Source organism: Kamptonema formosum PCC 10802, assembly GCF_000332335.1.
Classification (GTDB): Bacteria; Cyanobacteriota; Cyanobacteriia; order Cyanobacteriales; family Oscillatoriaceae; genus Oscillatoria.
On record NZ_KB235948.1, the window covers coordinates 1,617,055 to 1,634,788 of the forward strand.

At 55.5% G+C, this 17,734-nt stretch carries 8 protein-coding genes; all 8 read right to left on the reverse strand.

What is annotated here, in order from left to right:
• Positions 1-13: 13 nt before the first annotated feature.
• The 8 genes from OSC10802_RS0106945 to OSC10802_RS0106980 all read right to left on the reverse strand — a co-directional run bounded on the left by OSC10802_RS0106945 (position 14) and on the right by OSC10802_RS0106980 (position 17,311).
• A complete protein-coding gene (locus OSC10802_RS0106945; protein ID WP_232731633.1) occupies positions 14-5,950 on the reverse strand; it encodes a trifunctional serine/threonine-protein kinase/ATP-binding protein/sensor histidine kinase in 5,937 nt (1,978 codons plus the stop codon).
• Complete coding sequence (locus OSC10802_RS0106950) at positions 5,907-6,269, reverse strand: hypothetical protein (RefSeq protein ID WP_017716064.1); 363 nt, start codon at positions 6,267-6,269, stop codon at positions 5,907-5,909. Before OSC10802_RS0106950 ends, OSC10802_RS0106945 begins: the two co-directional genes overlap by 44 nt.
• An 88-nt stretch (positions 6,270-6,357) precedes the next feature.
• Positions 6,358-8,343, reverse strand: coding sequence for a hybrid sensor histidine kinase/response regulator (locus OSC10802_RS0106955; protein ID WP_017716065.1), 1,986 nt, complete (start codon positions 8,341-8,343; stop codon positions 6,358-6,360).
• A gap of 248 nt (positions 8,344-8,591) precedes the next feature.
• On the reverse strand, positions 8,592-9,038 hold the full coding sequence (locus OSC10802_RS0106960; protein ID WP_232731634.1) for a response regulator: 447 nt from the start codon (positions 9,036-9,038) through the stop codon (positions 8,592-8,594).
• Between the two features lie 22 nt (positions 9,039-9,060).
• A complete protein-coding gene (locus OSC10802_RS44060; protein ID WP_017716067.1) occupies positions 9,061-11,250 on the reverse strand; it encodes an ATP-binding protein in 2,190 nt (729 codons plus the stop codon).
• 149 nt (positions 11,251-11,399) lie between these two features.
• Positions 11,400-15,725, reverse strand: a complete 4,326-nt coding sequence (locus OSC10802_RS54115) for a PAS domain S-box protein (RefSeq protein ID WP_017716068.1) — start codon at positions 15,723-15,725, stop codon at positions 11,400-11,402.
• Positions 15,726-15,991: 266 nt separating this feature from the next.
• A complete protein-coding gene (locus OSC10802_RS45375; protein ID WP_017716069.1) occupies positions 15,992-16,846 on the reverse strand; it encodes a PIN domain-containing protein in 855 nt (284 codons plus the stop codon).
• 15 nt (positions 16,847-16,861) lie between these two features.
• On the reverse strand, positions 16,862-17,311 hold the full coding sequence (locus tag OSC10802_RS0106980; RefSeq protein WP_017716070.1) for a helix-turn-helix domain-containing protein: 450 nt from the start codon (positions 17,309-17,311) through the stop codon (positions 16,862-16,864).
• Between the last annotated feature and the right edge of the window lie 423 nt (positions 17,312-17,734).

Here is a 17,734-nt window from a genome sequence, read left to right on the forward strand (position 1 = left end):
GGATCTCCTGGGTTCAAGTCAGGGGCAAAAATACGCTAAAGGTCGTTCGCCCCGGTACTGATTCTACTTCAATTTTTCCCCGGTGCTTCTCCTCGACAATTTTCTTAACAATATGCAGCCCCAAACCGCTGCCTTCTCCGGGGGGCTTGGTGGTGAAAAAGGGCTGAAAGATTTTCGGCAGGATCTCCGGTGGGATGCCCCGCCCGCTGTCGGTGATGCTGACTTGGATGCCGCCCTCTCGCCGGCGGATGTCAGCGGTTAGCGTCCCCTGACAGTCCATCGCTTGTAAAGCATTGTGAATCAGATTCGTCCAGACTTGATTGAGTTCGTCGGGGTAGCACAGGACAGCCGGCACGCCCTCTTCATAATTCTTAATCACTTGTACGCCCTGTTTGAGCTGGTTGTGATAGAGCGTGAGTACAGTTTCAATGCCTTCTACAATCTGCGCCTCCACTGGAATGCCTGTCATATTATACCGGGCGTAGGTTTTTAAGGCAAACACGACTTTGCCGGCCCTTTCGGCAGCGGTGGCAATGGTGCGGATGCTGGTTTGGGCGTTCGCCACCTGGTAGGCAGTTTTTAAGATCGTTTCGCCCTCCGGATCTCTTAACAGCGGCAGGAAAGGCTCGATATTGTCCCAAACGCCGGTGCCCAGTAAAAGATTGGCAACGGAGGCGGCGTTCTCGATGCTGTGGGATTCCAGCTGCTGCGCCAAAGCCTTTTTGATTTGCCGCTGCTCGCGCGTGGACAGGGGAGCCACCGGCTGGCTTGCGGCTCGCAGCAGTGCCAGGAAATGACCTTGAGATGCCGGTTCGAGCCGCTGCCAAAAAGCCAGAAGCGGCTCCAGGGAGTCATTCCAGAAACAGGCCAGATTTCTGGCCGACGAGGCGATCGCGCCTAAGGGCGTGTTAATTTCGTGGGCGACTCCAGCAACCAGCTGTCCTAAAGCCGCCATTTTTTCCGATTGAATCAGCTCTTCTTGCGTCGCTTTCAGAGATTCCAGAGCGCTTGTCAGTTCTTGAGTGCGTTCCGCCACCCGATCTTCCAGAGTGCGGCTGTAATCCGCCAAAACTTTCTGAGCTCGCACCCGATCGGTGATGTCGTGAAAAGCGTTGAGAGCCGAGATAACATTGCCTCGTTCGTCGAAAACCGGAATGCTGCGCACCTCAAAGAGGAAACTCTTGCCCTCTGCGCGAAACTCCAAATCGTCAACTGTAAGGGTTTCGCCTTTAATCGCCCGCATAGCGGGAAGTTGCTCGGTGGGGTAAAGCCGGTCAGTTCCAGCAACATAAATGTGATACGCTTCTGACAGCTTTTCGCCGGCAGCCTGTGGTGGAGCCTCCAGGAGCAGCAAGCGCTTTCCGGCTGTATTCATGTAAGTGACTTGCCCTGTGGTGTCGTGAACCGCAACTCCCACCGGCATTGCTTCTAACAATTGCGCCAGTTTGGCTTCACTCGCACGCACTCGCGCGTACAGTTTTGCGTTTTCAATCGAAATCGCCGCCTGCGCCGCCAGCAGAGAGAGCACTTCCAATCTGTCCGGCGTAAATGCGCCGGCGGTGAGATTATTTTCCAGATAAAGCACGCCCACCAATTTGCTCTGATTCAGCAGCGGCGAGCACAGCACCGATTTCGGCTGCTGTTTGCGGATGTAAGCGTCGCGCGTGAAATTGCCTTGCTTGGCGGCATCGCTCAAAACGACACTTTCTGTGGTGCGAATCACATAATTCACAATTCCATAAGACAGCACAGCCGTTTCGCTGCTGTCACCGGCGCTTTCCAGAGAGATAGAGCGCCAAACCGCACCGGCATCTGAGTCACTCGCAACGCACCCCTCAATCACCCACCACTGCTCGTCTCGCTCCATCAGCAGATAGCCTTTTTCCGCCCCCGCATTTTCCACCGCCAATTTTATCAGTTTAGCCACCAAACTGTCCAGCGCCATCTCTTGAGAGAGCGTTTGCGAAGCCTTCAAAATGCTGGTCAAGTCCAAAGCAGCCGTGACGGTGCCCCCGCTGGTGGCAGACGAAATAGTGACAGCAGTTTGAGTTGAACCCGACGACTTAGCCACAAAAAACTGCGGGTGCTGTTCTTGCAAATCCCTGACCTTACCCGCCGCCCCCCAGAGCGTGTAACAGTAGTGAGCTTTCGTCATATAGGTTTGGGCAATTTCTTCCAAACCCCGCTCCAGATAAAACTCTGCAGCTCGCTCATACGAGAGCGCCTCTTCGTGAAGATATCCGTGTTCCCTGGCTCCTTTAATCGCGCGATCGTAAAATTCCCCAGCTTTCCAGTTCTCTCCCAGAACTCTCGCCTTTTCCGCCTCTACAAGATCGTATTTGTGCAGGTAATTCGCCGGCGCGCTAACCGCCCAACCGCCGATTCGGTTTTGGTTCTCTTCTACCACCTTCAGGTATTCTACCTGCTGGCTGGGATCAGCGGTGGCACAGATTGCCAGCAGCGCCAGAGAATAGTAAAAAAGAATTTGGCCGCGAAACTGCAGCGAAGAGAAGGCCACCTCGCACTCAGCCACCAACCGGGCGCTGGCTGCCGCTTGTTCGGGATCGTTAAACACATAGCAGAGAATGGTTTTAGCCAGCTGCACGCACAGCACGAAAAACCTGTGATTCTTGGCCAGATAAACCGGCACCCGTTCAGTCTCATCGAACCATTCCCCTATCAGCTTTTTGGGGTCGCCGGCTTGGCCACTCAAGTTCAGCGCCAGTTGCCCCCATATCTGGTTGTACTGGAGCTGAATTCCTTGTTTCAGCTTGTGAATCAGACTTATGGACTGCGCGTGTTTTTGGCAGGCGCTGGCTAAATTTTCTCCCACGAACAGCGTAATGGTGCTGTATTCCATCGCCGAATAGCAAGTGTATTCCAGATCCCCAACTTCTAGCCCCAATTTAAAAGTGGCCCGCAAGCCCTCTATGCATTCAGCCGCCGGTTCCTTCCAGTGCCGGATAAAAGCATTAAAGACGTGGCCCACCTTACATTTGGTGTCAGCGCTGTCAAACTTATCCAATAACCTTACCCCCAGCAGGCCCAGCTGGTAGCCCAACTCGATATCTCCCAGCACCCCGCAAAGATTAGAGCCATAATAAGCGTAGGCAAAAGGAGCCTGGGGCGAATTTCCATACTCAACCGACAGCTCCACCATTGTAATGGCCATCTGGGGCAGGAGTTCCGGACTCACAGCAACTGTCGTCCCCCAGATATTCATCAAAAGCTGCATGGCAGCCAATTTATACGGATCGGTCATCGCAGGCAGGTTGTATAAATCCGCCACATTCAGATTTGGCAGGTTTTGCAGCTGCGAGCCAGACAGAGTAACCCCCAGCATTTCCAGCACTTCCAGCGTGGTATCGAGGGCAGTTCGCGGCTGGTTTTGGCCGCTGTAAGACTGTATCCGGATTTGATAGACCTTAATTTTTTCCAGCAGGGATCGAGCGGTCTGCAAAATCTCCTGAGAGAGTCTTTCCACTTCCTGATAGTGCAGCTGTAAATATTCTGCTTCCAGCGCTTCCACCGAAAGATTCAGCGTCAGCTCATACCAACTCTCCCACCGGCTTTCTCCCAAAAGGTCCAGCCCCTTCTTAAAATACCTGCCGGCTGACTCATACGCCGTTGCCGACTTGGCTTTTTTCCCGGATCTCCCATTCAACTCGGCTAGCTTGACCTTTTCTGTCTCCCCCTCAATCAAGGGGCTGCCTTCATTCAGCTGGTTGACGATATCAAAAATCCGGTCTTCCAGGTGTTCTGACGGAGTGCTGGCTAAAAGCAGCCGGCCAATTTGCAAGTGCGTCGCCTGTTTTTGGCTTTCCTCAATTAAGGAATAAGCCGCTTGCTGCACGCGATCGTGCGGGAATTTAAACTTGGCCTCACCGGCGAGCGTCTCATCTGCCGGTGTCACCGTTTTGTAATTGGCATTCAAAGGAACAGCCAGCCCCTCTCGCAGCGCTGGGAAGAAATCCCCCAAAACAGCTGCCGGCGGTTGCTCGCAGATCACCGCCAAAGTGGCGAGGTCGAAGCTGTTGCCAATGCAAGCCGCCAGCTGCAAGACGGTTTGAGTCCTGGGTGCTAATTTGCCAATCTTCCCCGCCATCAAAACCACCGCACTGTCGGTGATGTCCTTGGCTTGGATTTGGCCCAAATCCCACTGCCACTTGCGCTCGCTGCGAGCGAAGGTTAGCAGCCCTTCCGTGTGAAGCGATTTCAAAAATTCAACCGTAAAAAACGCATTGCCCTGGGTTTTCTGGCCAACCAAATCGCTCAGCGGCTGGCTCTCGCTGGGCGAGCACGCTAAAGTCTCGGCAATTAAAGCGCTGACATCGGAATCGCTCAAGTTGTCCAAATGAATCCATGACACCAGCCCCGATTCTTTTTCGATCTCTTCTAACGTCATGACCAGCGTGCCGGTGGCGTCCACTTCGCTGTCGCGATACGCGCCCAGTACCAGCAAATGCCCAATCTCCTCATCGCTCATTAAGGTTTTGAGCAGGCTCAGCGATGCCCCATCCGCCCACTGCAAGTCATCGATAAATAAGACCAGGGGGTGTGCCGGCTGGCTGATGGCTTTGATAAAATTTTGACAGACCAAGTTAAACCGGTTTTGCGCTTCTTGCGCGCCGACTTGGGCCACCGGCGGCTGCGGGCCAATCGCTCGTTCCAGGTGGGGGATCGCCTCTATCAAAACCTGTCCGTTGCTGCCAACAGCCCCCAGGATTTTCTCTCGCCACTCGTTTAATACGGCGTCATTTTCCGCCAGCAGCCGGTCGCACAATTCATTAAAAGCTTGCGAGATGGCATAATAAGGAATGTTGCGGTTGTACTGGTCAAACTTGCCGGCGATGAAATTCCCGCGTTTGGCGGTAATCGGTTTGTGCACCTCACTGACTGCTGCCGTTTTGCCGGCACCGGCAGCCCCCGTCACCAGCAGCATTTCCCGGGTGCCGGTGCTGACTCTCTCAAAGGCCGCCAGCAAAGTTTCTATCTGGATATCGCGCCCGTACAGTTTCTGCGAAATATGAAATTTATCTGAAATATCCGCAGCCCCGAGAGGGAACGCATCTATTTCCCCTTTTGCCTGCAATTGCTGCAGGCACACCTCTAAATCTGCTTTTATACCGTCAGCTGACTTGTAGCGATCTTCGGCGTTTTTTGCCATCAGTTTCAATATTATCTCGGAAACCGCCGCCGGGATGTCCGATTTCACGGCGTGGGGCGGGCGCGGCTGTTTGGCAATGTGGCTGTGGACTAATTCAAGCGGATCGCCACTCTGAAATGGCTCGCACCCCGCCAGCAATTTGTAAAAAGTCACGCCCAGGGAGTAAAAATCGCTGCGCCAGTCGATCGCCCGATTCATCCGTCCCGTCTGTTCGGGCGAGATGTAGGTGAGAGTCCCTTCCAAGACATTAGGGCTTCTAAACGTTGAGTTTTCCCGCGACAGGACGGTGGAGATGCCAAAGTCGATAATCTTGACTTGTCCGGTGGTGGGGTTGAAGAGGATGTTGCTGGGATTGATATCTTTGTGTATAATATTAGCAGCGTGAATGTCGCCTAAGATTTCCGTGACAGATATCGCTAATTTCAAAAACTCCGCTAATTCGATCCGCCCCGCCAGTCCCAGCCGCTCCAAAGAGTCGCTGCCAAAGTCTTCTAAAATCATCACCGAGCGCTGCCCGTCACTTTCCAGGGCGATCGCCCGCACGGCACCCGCCACCTTTAAGGAGCGCGTCAGTTCATATTCCCGCTTGAACCAAGCCAAACGCTCTGGCGGCGGATAGGGCTCTTTGAGCATTTTCAGGACAGCCGGCTCCCCAGACTTTCCGACGCCCCGATATACCAGGGAATATTGGCTTTCATAGAGCTTTTGTGTGATTTGTATTCCTGCAACCGTCAGCATTTTAGTTGTGCGGATTAATACGTTTAAGTTTTGGAGAGCCGGCACTCAATTCAATGGAGGCGCGACCTGTCGCGTCTTGACGCTGGCTCTGCGTGCGGCAGTCGCGGCTCTGCGATAAACCGCGTTCCCGTTCCCCTGCCCCAGTGGGAAATTTGCGCTTTTCGCCGGTGGGCGAGCGCTGTTGCGGCACCCTGAATTGCCTCTGAATATAGCAGAGCCAAATGATTTCTGAAATCCTCTCTCTTTTCTTTCCTTGGCGCTCTACCCAACGGGAAGCTGCTGGCGCATCTATGGCGTCTTGGCGGTTTCTTAAAAAGGCAATCCTCCTGAGGTTGGCCTTGGAGCGGGGGGTAAGGGCAGGCACAGTGCCACTCGCACTACCCCTTTGGGGTTGGGACAAATCAATTAGACGCGCTATCGCAGAAAATCATATCACATGCCCCACGCCCGATTCAAATCTTTCCCCGGCGTCCCACCAGAGTGGCCACCGCCGCCGCCAGCTGCGCCGGCTCCACCGGCTTGGGGATGTGTATCTGAAAGCCGGCAGACAGAGCCCGCGTGCGGTCTTCTGCCTTGGCATAAGCCGTGAGGGCGGCAGCGGGAATGCGCCACTCCTTACCCGCTTCCATCGCCCTCAGCTTGCGAATCAGGCTGTAACCGTCTTCTCCCGGCATGCCAATATCGCTCACCAGCACATCGGGTTTGCAGCGTTCGATTTCCGCCAGCGCTTCCCGGACAGAGGCCACAGCCGTCACCCGAGCGTCGTGCCCTTCGAGGACAGTGGCGATCAGCTCGCAGGTGTCGGCATCATCCTCCACCAGCAGCACCCGCAAACCGGCCAGCGGGGATGCGGGCGCAGGGTTTGCGGGAGGCGCGGGCTGTTTTTCCCCGCCGCCGGGTGCCCTGCTCCCTGCCCCCGATTCCGCCAGGGGCAGCCTGACGGTAAACATTGCCCCCTGTCCAGCACCGGCACTGTCCGCGCGGACGGTTCCGCCGTGCAGCTCGACCAGGTGGCGCACCAGCGCCAGCCCCAGTCCCAGCCCGCCGTAGGATCTGGTAGTCGTGCTGTCTGCTTGGCGGAAACGCTCAAAAACGTAGGGGAGAAAGTCAGGGCTGATGCCAGCGCCGGTGTCTGTTACCTTAATCTCCGCAAAGGACTCAGCGCCGCGCAGCGTCACCGCCACTCGCCCCCCCTTAGGGGTGAATTTGATAGCGTTGGAGAGCAGATTCCAAATAACTTGCTGCAAGCGCTCGCGATCGCCTGAAATCGGCCTGACTGTCCTGTCAATCTCCACATGAAGCCGAATGTTCTTAGCCTCAGCTGCTGGGCGCATGCTGTCAATCGCGGCTTCTACGGTTGGTGCCAGGTTAACAGAGGCCATATTGAGGTTGAGCTTGCCACTGACAATCCGCGAGACGTCCAGAATATCCTCAATCAGTTTCACCAGCGACTTGGTGTTGCGCACGATCGTCTCCAGGGCGTGAGAAACCGTCGCCTCGTCAAACTTCAAGTTGCGCAGCAGCTCAGCCCAGCCGAGTATGGCGCTCAGTGGCGTCCGCAGCTCGTGGGAGAGTGTGGAGAGAAACTCGTCCTTGAGCCGGTTGGCTTTCTCCGCCTCGGCGCGAGCCGCCCGCTCCCGCTTTAGCAACCTGTCGCGCTCTTCGGACGCCCGCTTGCGCTCGCTGATATCCCGAGCCACCACCAGAGCTGCTGGCAAACCTTTATAAGTAAAGGGAGATGCTGTTACCCCCACATCCACAACTGTCCCATCCAGCCGGACAATTTTTTCTTCCAAAAGTGGCGCTTGCTTTCTTTCTTGCAAAATCTGCCGGATGCGCTCTTTGACGATTTCGTGACAGTCTGGGTGGATGAAATCTAGTATTGGCTTTCCCAGCAGTTTTTCGGGACTGGCTGCGCCGAAAAGTTTGAGGCCGGCGCTGTTGATAAAAACAATCTTTCCCTCGCTTTGAATAAAAACGGTATCCGGCAATAATTCTACCAGGAGCCGGTATTGCTCTTCGCTTTCTTGCAGCGCCTCCTGAGCGGCTTTGCGCTCCGCTCTCTCCCAGGTTTCCCGCAGCGCCCGCATCACCGACGGCACAAGGCGCTCCAGCCGGTGCTTCAGCACATAGTCCGTAGCGCCCTTTCTCAGGGTTTCAATTGCTAGCTCCTCACCCAAAGCCCCGGACACAAAAATGAATGGCACTTCCGGACAGACTCGCCGAGCAATTTCCAAAGCCGATATGCCGTCAAAATTCGGCAGCGAATAGTCTGAGAGAATCAAGTCAAAGCTGTCTCCCTCCAGTGCCGCCAGAAACTCCTCGCGCCCCTCCACCTGAACCAGCTCGCAGTCAATCCCCCCATCAGTCAAGTTCGCGCCGATGAGTTCCGCGTCCAGCAGGCTGTCTTCCAGAAGGAGAATTCGCAGGGGTTTCATAACAATCTTTCCTTTCGCCTTTCTCTCATCACCGTTTATAATATATAATATATAAGCATATATTTTATTTCGCTTTTCTTAAATCTTTCTGTTTATTTGCATGGGGGCTGGCAGCCTTAGGGCAAGCGGACAGCTATTAAACGGAAATGCCCGACCAGAGCCGGAATTCCGTTTAATTGCCTCTTATTAAGCTGCTGTCCGGCTCTCTTGTGCCGGCAGCGCTATAGAGAGGGGAAACGAACTGCAACTCACCGCCGGTGGGAGGGCGCGCTGCCTGGGGGCGGCTGATTGAGGACCGCCCAAAACAGCCCCAGTTCCTTGAGCGCCTGGATAAACTCTTGGAAATCGACCGGCTTGACCACATAGGCATTGACACCTAAATTATAGCTCGATACCAGGTCTTGCTCCTCGCGCGAAGAGGTGAGCATCACCACGGGAATGGGTCTGAGGGCTGGGTCCGACTTCATCTGCGCCAGCACTTCCAGCCCATCGACTTTCGGCATCTTTAAATCCAGCAGCACTACAGCGGGGTTGCCGAACGCCCGCAGCCGGTACATGCCGCGCCGGTAAAGATAATCCAGGGCGTCCTCCCCGTCTCGCGCCACCACAACTTCGTTGGCGAGATTGTTTTCAGCCAGCGCCGCCAGGGTTAACTCAACGTCATAAGGACTGTCCTCAACCAGAAGAATTCGCATTAATCCCTCCATGATTATCCCCCTATTCTAGGAGCTTTGGCAGTGAGAAGTAGAAAGTAGCGCCCCGATCGGGGGCACTTTCCGCCCAAGTTCGCCCCCCGTGCCGGTGGACAATCCGGCGGACATTGGCCAGCCCGATGCCGGTGCCCTCGAACTCGGAAGCGCTGTGCAGGCGCTGAAACACCCCAAAGAGTTTTTCGGCGTACTTCATATCAAATCCCACCCCATTATCGCGCACAAAAAATCCCACCTCCCGCTCAGTTTGGCTGCTGCCGATTTCAATCTCAGCTCGGTCGCACCTCCGCGTGAACTTCACAGCATTATACAGCAGATTGCGCCAGACTTGCCGCAACATAGAAGCGTCCCCCCGCACTGCGGGCAAGTCCTTAATTTCCCACCCAATGTTGCGCCCTTCTGTTTCTGGCTGGAGTTCGCGCAACACTTCTTGAAGGAGCCGGTTCATATTCACAGCGCTCTGGCGCATTTCGCTGCGCCCCATCCGAGAGAAGGCTAGCAAATCGTCAATGAGATTGCCGGCATGTTTGGCTGTTTCCATGATAGTATTGAGATAGCGCATAGCCGTTTCATCCAGACCGGCTGCCGCCCTTTTTTGCAGCAAGTCCGCGAAGCCGCTAATGTGGCGGATTGGCGCTCGCAAGTCGTGGGAGACAGAATAGGAAAAGGCTTCCAGCTCCTTGTTGGATTCTTCCAGCTGTGCCGTGCGCTTTTGCACCAGGAGTTCCAGGTTCTCGTTGAGCTGCCAGATTTCTTCTTCGGCTCGCTTGCGCTTGACGATTTCGCCGATCAGCTTGGCGGAAGTCTGCAAGCGGTTCTTCGCCATTTCGATAATATAAGCCGGTCGGGGTTCGTAGGCGCTAGCCTGTTGCTGGAGCTCCCCGACAGTGACGCCGTAGCGCTCTGCAAGTTCTTTCAGTCTCTCAGGATCTTTAGGCGGATCGCCATAGCCAAAGTTAATGCTGCCGACAATTTCCTCACCGGCATAAATCGGCACAGCATACAGCCGGATGCCGCCGGCACATTCAATATCCACCGGCTGTCCCGTTTCTATAGACGGCTTCGAGGCGTGATTCCAGCAGGATTCGTGACAGTGCCACTGGCCGCAGGCCAGCGCCTCTCGATCATCGCCGGCAGCGCACAGCCGGCGAGAGGCGCTGTCCATAAACCGGCACCACCCGGAAGAAAAAATGCCCATCGCATAGTCGCCATTTGTCTCGTAAACGGCAGAAGAAGTTTGCAGCAAATCGAGGCAGTCACCGGCAATATCGTGGAGGACTTCCGCACCGACAGCATCTAAAATCGTGCGGTTCGTGTTGAGTTCAGTCAGGTCGCCGTAAGGCTGCCGGTACGGCTCCGCAACTTGCGGGTGTTTCTTCGTCAGGAGCCACTCAATCCGCTTCAGCCGGTCTTCTGCCTGCTTGCGCTCCGTGATGTCGCGCATCACCTTGGAGAAACCTCGCAGAGTGCCGGTTTCACCGAGCAGTGCCGAAATCGTAACCGTCGCCCAAAACTGCGTTCCATCTTTCCGCACCCGCCAACCTTCGCATTCAAACCGGCCTGTTTCTGCTGCTATTTTGAATTCTTGTTCCGGCTTGCCCAGCTGAATATCTTCAGCGGGGAAAAAACAAGAAGAAGGCCGACCGATAATCTCTTGTTCCCGATAGCCGGTAACGTTTTCTGCCCCTGAGTTCCAACTGGCAACATTTCCTGCCGGGTCTAGCATGACAATCGCGTAGTCCCTCACCCCTTCCAATAACAAGCGGAAGCGCTCCTCACTTTCCCGCAACTCTTCCTGCTGTCTTTGGATTTGGCGCAGGTTGAACTCAGCTTGCTTTCTAGCCAAGTGCAGCTGCTCAGTCAGCCAGCTGGCCGTCAGACCGACCAGTGTGAATAAAAACAGCAGCACTGCGTTTATCAGGGGGGAGTTAGGAAAGTGGGGGAGAGGAGACAAAAATAAGTAGGCGAGCGCTATAATGCTGAGAGCTGTAGCTAGCAACCCGGAGAACAGACCGCCATACCAAGCGCTGACCATCACGGCTGCAGTAAACAGCAGCAAAGGGCTGGCGTCCCCAAGCAGCGGCGCGAGCAGCAGCCGCGACAGCAGGGCTAGCGCAACAGTTAATATAGGGATGCCGTAGCGCCGCACTGGGGAGCGGGTGGCTTGCGAGCATCCCGGTTGTGCAAAGAAGCCCATATGAATGCGATAATGATTTTAGCAGGGGGTAGGAGGAGAAGATTTTTTGCCAGCTGAATCCCGGAAACGGGATTGAAACGCTTCGAGCATATTTCGCCTCCGTGGGAGCGGCAGTCTTTGCCGCATACTTCCATGATATAAATATCAGGTCAAGCTCCGAGACTGCCGGCTCGTCCCGCCAGGGAAGCCACCGCCGCTGCCAGTTTCGCCGGCTCCACCGGCTTGGCGAGGTGGATCTGGAAGCCGGCACCCAAAGCCTTTTGGCGATCTTCTCGTCTGGCGTATGCCGTCAGCGCCACAGCGGGCACTTGTCCCCCTCTCTCAGCGGGGAGCGCCCGAAGCTGGCGCATCAAAGTGTAGCCGTCGGCAGCCGGCATGGAGATGTCGCTCACCAGCACATCGGGCGGCAACTTGGCTAGCGCGTCAAGCGCCTCAGACGCTGAGGCGGCTGCTGTCACCGAGGCTCCATACTCTTCCAGTGCGATGGCCACCAAGTCGCGGGTGTCGGTGTCGTCATCCACCACCAGCACCCGCAAGCCGGAGAGGGGGGTTGCTGGCGTGGGGGACGGCACCTCAGGGCCGGTGCCCTGCGCCCCGCGCCCGGCGATCCATTGCGCCAGGGGCAGCCTGACGGTAAACGTCGCCCCCAAACCAGCGCCCTCACTGCTAGCTGCCACCGTTCCCCCGTGCAGTTCCACCAAATGGCGGACGATTGCCAGCCCCAGTCCCAGTCCGCCGTAGGTGCGAGTGCTGCTGCTGTCCGCTTGGCGGAAGCGCTCAAAGACGTGAGGCAGAAAATCGGGGTCTATTCCGCAGCCGGTGTCGCTGACCTGAATTTGCGCATAGGGCAGTGGATTTTGGATTTTGGATTTTGGATTTTGGATTGGGGATGTGGGATTTTGGATTTTGGATTTTGGATTTTGGATTGGGGATGTGGGATTTTGGATTTTGGATTTTGGATTTTGGATTGGGGATTGATTGTTTTGCCCGGAGATTGCGGCCTCATCCCCCATTTCTACGGAAAGTCGCACTTCGGCACGCCCCCCAGAAGGGGTGAACTTGATGGCGTTGGAGAGCAAATTCCACACCACCTGCTGCAGGCGCTCCGGATCGCCGCAGACCGGCGCAGCTGTTGGATCGAGCTGCACTCTCAGCGAGATAGACTTCGCCTCTGCTGCCGGGCGCACGGCATCCAAGCTGGCCTCAATCACCGGCAGCAGTTCGACTGGGCGAACGTTCAGCTGCAGTTTGCCGGTAATAATCCGCGAGACATCGAGGAGATCCTCAACCAGTTGAGACTGGGACTTGGCGTTGCGCTCAATTGTCTGGAGCGCCTTCTGTACCGTCGCCTCGTCAAATTTCTGCGCCTGTAGCAGCTTCGCCCACCCGAAAATGGCCGTCAGGGGCGTGCGCAACTCGTGGGAGAGGGTGGCGAGGAACTCATCTTTCATGCGGTTCGCCGCCTCCGCAGCAGCGCGAGCCCGTTCTGCCACTGAGTACAGCCGCGCGTTTTCAATGGCTAAGGCGGCGCGGTCGGCTAAATTTTGCGCAAAAGCGAGGTCAGTCGCAGTGTAGCGGCGACCTGACTCGGCTGCGATAAAAGACATCGCGCCCAGCGTCTTGGAGTGAAGTGCCACCGGCACGATCATCACCGAGGATAAGCCCACCTGGCGCAGGATTTCCAGGTGCTCCGCATCGCGGGCGGAGGCCAGTAGCAGTGAGTCGGGAATCTCGGGGTAAAGTTCTGACTTGCCGGTGCGCAGCACCTGGGCCACGCCGCGCGGCTGGTTCGGGTCGTAGGGGTACCGGCGCTGCAATTCGCGGGCCCACTCTATCTTCGCTGGGTTGACATGGGCGACCGCCACCGGCAGGACCGAGCCGTCTCCCTCAATGATGTGGACGGCACACCACTCAGCGATCTGGGGGACGGCGAGTTGCGCCACCCTCTCCAGGGTAATCGAATAGTCTAGCGAAGACGCCAGCACCGCGCTCGCGGACGCTAGAAAGCGCTGCGCTTCCTCTGTCCGCTTGCGCTCTGTGATGTCCACAAAGGCACCGACGCTCCCTCTGGTTTTGCCCTCCTCGTCAAACAGCGGCGCGGCGCACTCCAGCAGGTTGACGATTTTTCCGTCTGAATGCACCACCTCGACTTCAATGTGAACTTCGACGCCATGAGCGGCTGCGTACTGCATGGGCAGCTCTTCTGGAGCTAGCTCCCTGCCATCCTTGCAGACTTTAAAGTTGGAAGGTTTTTCCCCCTGTGCAGCGCTGAGGGAGGCATTCACCTCTGAGGAAATCCCCAAGAATTTGGCAAAATAGGGATTGACCCGGATATTTTTGCACTCCGCATCTTCGGCAATTCCAATTCCGATGGGCATCACGTCCAGCAAGGTTTGCAACTCCGCGACGCGCCGCTGCAAGTCCTGGTTGAGTTTTTTTATTTCTTCTTCAGCCTTCTTGCGCGCATTGATATCGCTGGTTAAGGCAAAAAATCCTTTGACTTCCCCGCGCTCTCCTAAATGGGGAATGTAACTGGATTCTACATAGTAAGAGCGGCCTGGTTTATAGGAAATGGCGCTCTCAAAGGTGACTCGACGCCCTGACAGCGCCGCTTCTACATGAGGGCAAATTTTTTCATAAGCCGGCTCGCCCAGAACTTCTTTAATCGCTTTTCCGATAATTTCTGTGCGGTCGCGCCCGAACCAGGTTTCGTAAGTCTTATTGATGAAAACATACCGCTGTTGCGAATCGACGTAGGAAATGACCGCCGGCAGGCTGTCTGCGATCAGGCGGATTTTTTCTTCGCTTTCCCTGAGGGCTTGTTCCGCTTGGACGCGGTGGGAGATGTCTGTGCAGGAGCCGATATAGCCGAGAAAGCTGCCGTCGGGCGTGAAGCGCGGGGTGCCGGTGTCCAAAATCCAGCGGTACTCACCGTCAAAGCGCTTCAGCCGGTATTCCACTATGAAAGGTTGACGGGCGTCAAATGCTGTGGTATATGTGTCGAGACAGCGCTGCAAGTCGTCAGGATGGACGCCCTCAGTCCAGCCACTGCCGGTCTCTTGTTCTAACGTCCTGCCGGTGAAGTCCAGCCAGCTTTTATTCAAGTAATGGCAGAGCTTGTCGCTGCCAGCCATCCAGATGAGAACGGGAGCTGTGTCGGCTAGGCTGCGAAATCGTCTCTCGCTTTCTTGCAGCGCCTCTTCCAGTTCCTTGCGCTTGCTGATGTCGCGCTGAGTCCCCCAGGCTCGCACTAAAAAGCCATTTTCCACAATCCCCAACAGATTGTTCAAGAAATACTTAGGATTGCCCTCCCTGTCAAACTCGTGGCTTTCTGCATCCACCAGCCTGTAGCTAGAACGGATAAAGTTCCGCAGGTATTCGAGATTGTGCCGGTCTGAACTGGGGAGCAAGTCGCCCACCCTCGCCCCGACAATCTCTCCCACAGATGAAAAGCCATACATCTGAGCCATTGCGCTGTTGCACTCAGCCAGGTAGGCGTATTGGTAACACTGCTGAATTTGCTCATCTTCTGGAGATTCTGTTGAGATTGGCACTTCCAGCTCAAATCGCCAAATCCCTTCTGTACTCTGCTCGACAAAACTCCGGTAGCGTTTCTCGCTCTGTCGCAGCGCCTCCTCCAGCTGAGTGCGGCGGGTGATGTCGCGGAAGAACCACACCCGACCGCAATATGCGCCGTCCGCACTTTTGACCGGCGCGCTGTAGCGATCGAGGGTGCGCCCATCTTTGAGCGGGATTTCTTCGTGACTTTCTGCTTCCGGGTGCTGGTAGAGATAGGCCACTCGCGCCAAAAACTCCTGCGGATTGACCAGCTTGCCCTCAACGGCTCGCAGCGCCGCCGCATCCGACCGCGCTGCCATGACTTCTTCTGGTATTTCCCAGATGTTGACAAAAGGCCGGTTGTATGATATAATTTTACATTCTTTGGAGACAGTTAGAATGCCGTGAGTGGGTGCCTCGGATTGAGACTCTTCTGGATTGCAGCCAAACATCTCCGCCATGCGCCCGCTGACGTAAGTCGTCCGCCACTGGGCGTCAACTGCCCAAATCGCCTCGTTCGCCGTCTCGACGATGCGCCGGTACAGCTCGGATCTTTCCAGCAGTTTTGACCGGCTCGCCGCTGCTCGCTGTCTGGCGGCGCGCAGTTCGTCCCTCAGCGAGCCGGTGGCCAGCGCCACCAGCCCGCAAACACCGAGCTCGACGAGAGTGCCGGCGGCTGCGCTGTGTGAGGGAAGCGCCGGTGTGAGGCAGCAGGCAATGGCCAAAGCCGACAGTGCGGTGGCCAGCAGCCCAGGCCCCACGCCGCCATACCAGGCACTGAAGGCGGCAGCCGCCACAAACAGCGCCACAGGGGTTCCTAAAAGCGGCCACAGCATCAGCGTCAGTGCGAGTGCGCCAGCTACGGTTAGCAGGGCCAAACCGTAGCGCCGCAGTTGGGGGGGGGAGACTCTCAGCATATTCCTTTCGGCTCGGTTCCGATAGAAGCGATGCGCGGAAGCGCCGCAGCGCGGATTGTGGGCTGTGGCATCTGACTGCCGCTATTGCTCAATGGGCTTGACCTGATTATCGCCTAGAAAATGGCAGGACGGTTCTCCCTGTAGGGATAGAGCCTGTCTCCGGGTGGGCGCGGTTGGGCGTGGCTCTGAGATATAGCGGTTTTCATCTGAGTGAGGTACTGAGAACCCCGGTTTCTTAAAGAAACCGGGGTTCTTATGCGCTATATTTACAAAAGCCGGTTGCTTCCGGGGGAGTCATCGCTCTCAGGCTGCTGCTCTTCAGGCTGTGCTAGTTCTTGCTCCAGGAGTTGAAACGCCCGGACATCCTCCGCTGATAAATTCCCCTCAATTTTCTCATCTTGCTGCCTGAGAATCTCGCCCCGGCCATCTTTAGCTGCTATCGTTAGCGTTTGCTCTTGCTGCCACAGCCGGTATCGCTCGTCCTCTAGAAATCGGCTCCCATCTGCTGCCGGTATCCCTCTCTGACTCAAGGCTTTTTTGGCTGTTTGTAAAACCTCACGGCTGTATTGATAGAACAAAACCTGACTGGCGAACTTCGATAGATTTGCCTTACGATCCAAAAAATCCAGTAAGTCCGCTACAGTCTTTTTGGGATTTCTGTACTTGCCAGACTGTCGCCGCAAGACTTGAACGATTGACTCCGGTGTCTCATCAAAGAGGTCACTCAAAAACTCATCGGGCGTCTGCGCTTTAATGTTCCAATAAGCCAGAGCAGCTGTTGGGAAGTCGGCGATATTATCGGTAACAATGACATCAGCATCTGCCTTTACAGCAGCCGCAAGGACATGACGGTCTTTTGGGTCATTCCTCATCAATTGCTCTAACCCAACAGGGACTTCAACCATTGCTTCAGGAAAGGCAGCTTTCATTATCTCCTCAAGACTCATTGCTTTCTCAGCCGAGATTTTACCCGCACTGACAAGGTTGCCCATCGCCTCATCCAGGATTTTCTGCGACCAGTAGGGTATATACAGACCGGCCTCGGCGGTGCAAAGCAGGACGTCTCGCAGGTACATGGGAAACAGAACGCAGGCATCTAAAACAACACCAAGTTTAGCCATTTTAGGGTATAATTATTAGCTGTCCTCGTACAAACCGGATTCCTCGGTCATCTCGATTAGCTCATCGAGCAGTTTACCGCGCTTCATGTCCCGCTTTTCTTTGTAGGCCATTAAGTCCTCAAAACGAACGCGCCGGTGGGAGCCGACTTTGATGTAGGGAATTTCTCCCGCTTCCAGTAACTTGACCATAAAGGGTCGCGATACGCTCAAAATATCAGCGGCTTCTTGCGTTGTCAGCTGGCGTTCTGGAGTCAGTACGGAAATATGCTGGCCTGAGGCTATCGCGTGAATGACCTGTCGCAGGATGCGATAAACAGACTCCGGAATTAGAACTTCTTTCCCGTTACTTCCGACGAATTTGGCGTGTGAATCTTCTGAACTCAATAGTTGATCTAATTGCGCGATTGCGTCCGCTTCCGCTTCCTGCATGGTCACTGGCTCAAGGGGCACTTTTTTTTTGGTCATGGCAGTATTTCTATGTCTTTGTGGGTGAGCGGGGAGAAAATATCCCCAGTGGGGACCGCACCGGTGGGCTAAAGCCCAACTACGAACTTTTGGGCTGAAGCCCAACTACGAACTTTTGGGCTGAAGCCCAACTACGAACTTTTGGGCTGAAGCCCAACTACGAACTTTTGGGCTGAAGCCCAACTACGAACTTTTGGGCTGAAGCCCAACTACGAACTGTTGGGCTGAAGCCCAACTACGAACCTTTGGGCTGAAGCCCAACTGCGAACTTTTGGGCTGAAGCCCAACTGCGAACTTTTGGGCTGAAGCCCAACTGCGAACCTCGCACCGGCTGCCGGTGCTCCCAGCTGTTCCTTCTACTGTAACACCGCTCCGGCGATAAAAGCAAGATCCGAAACAGACGAAATAATCAAAAGACTGGCG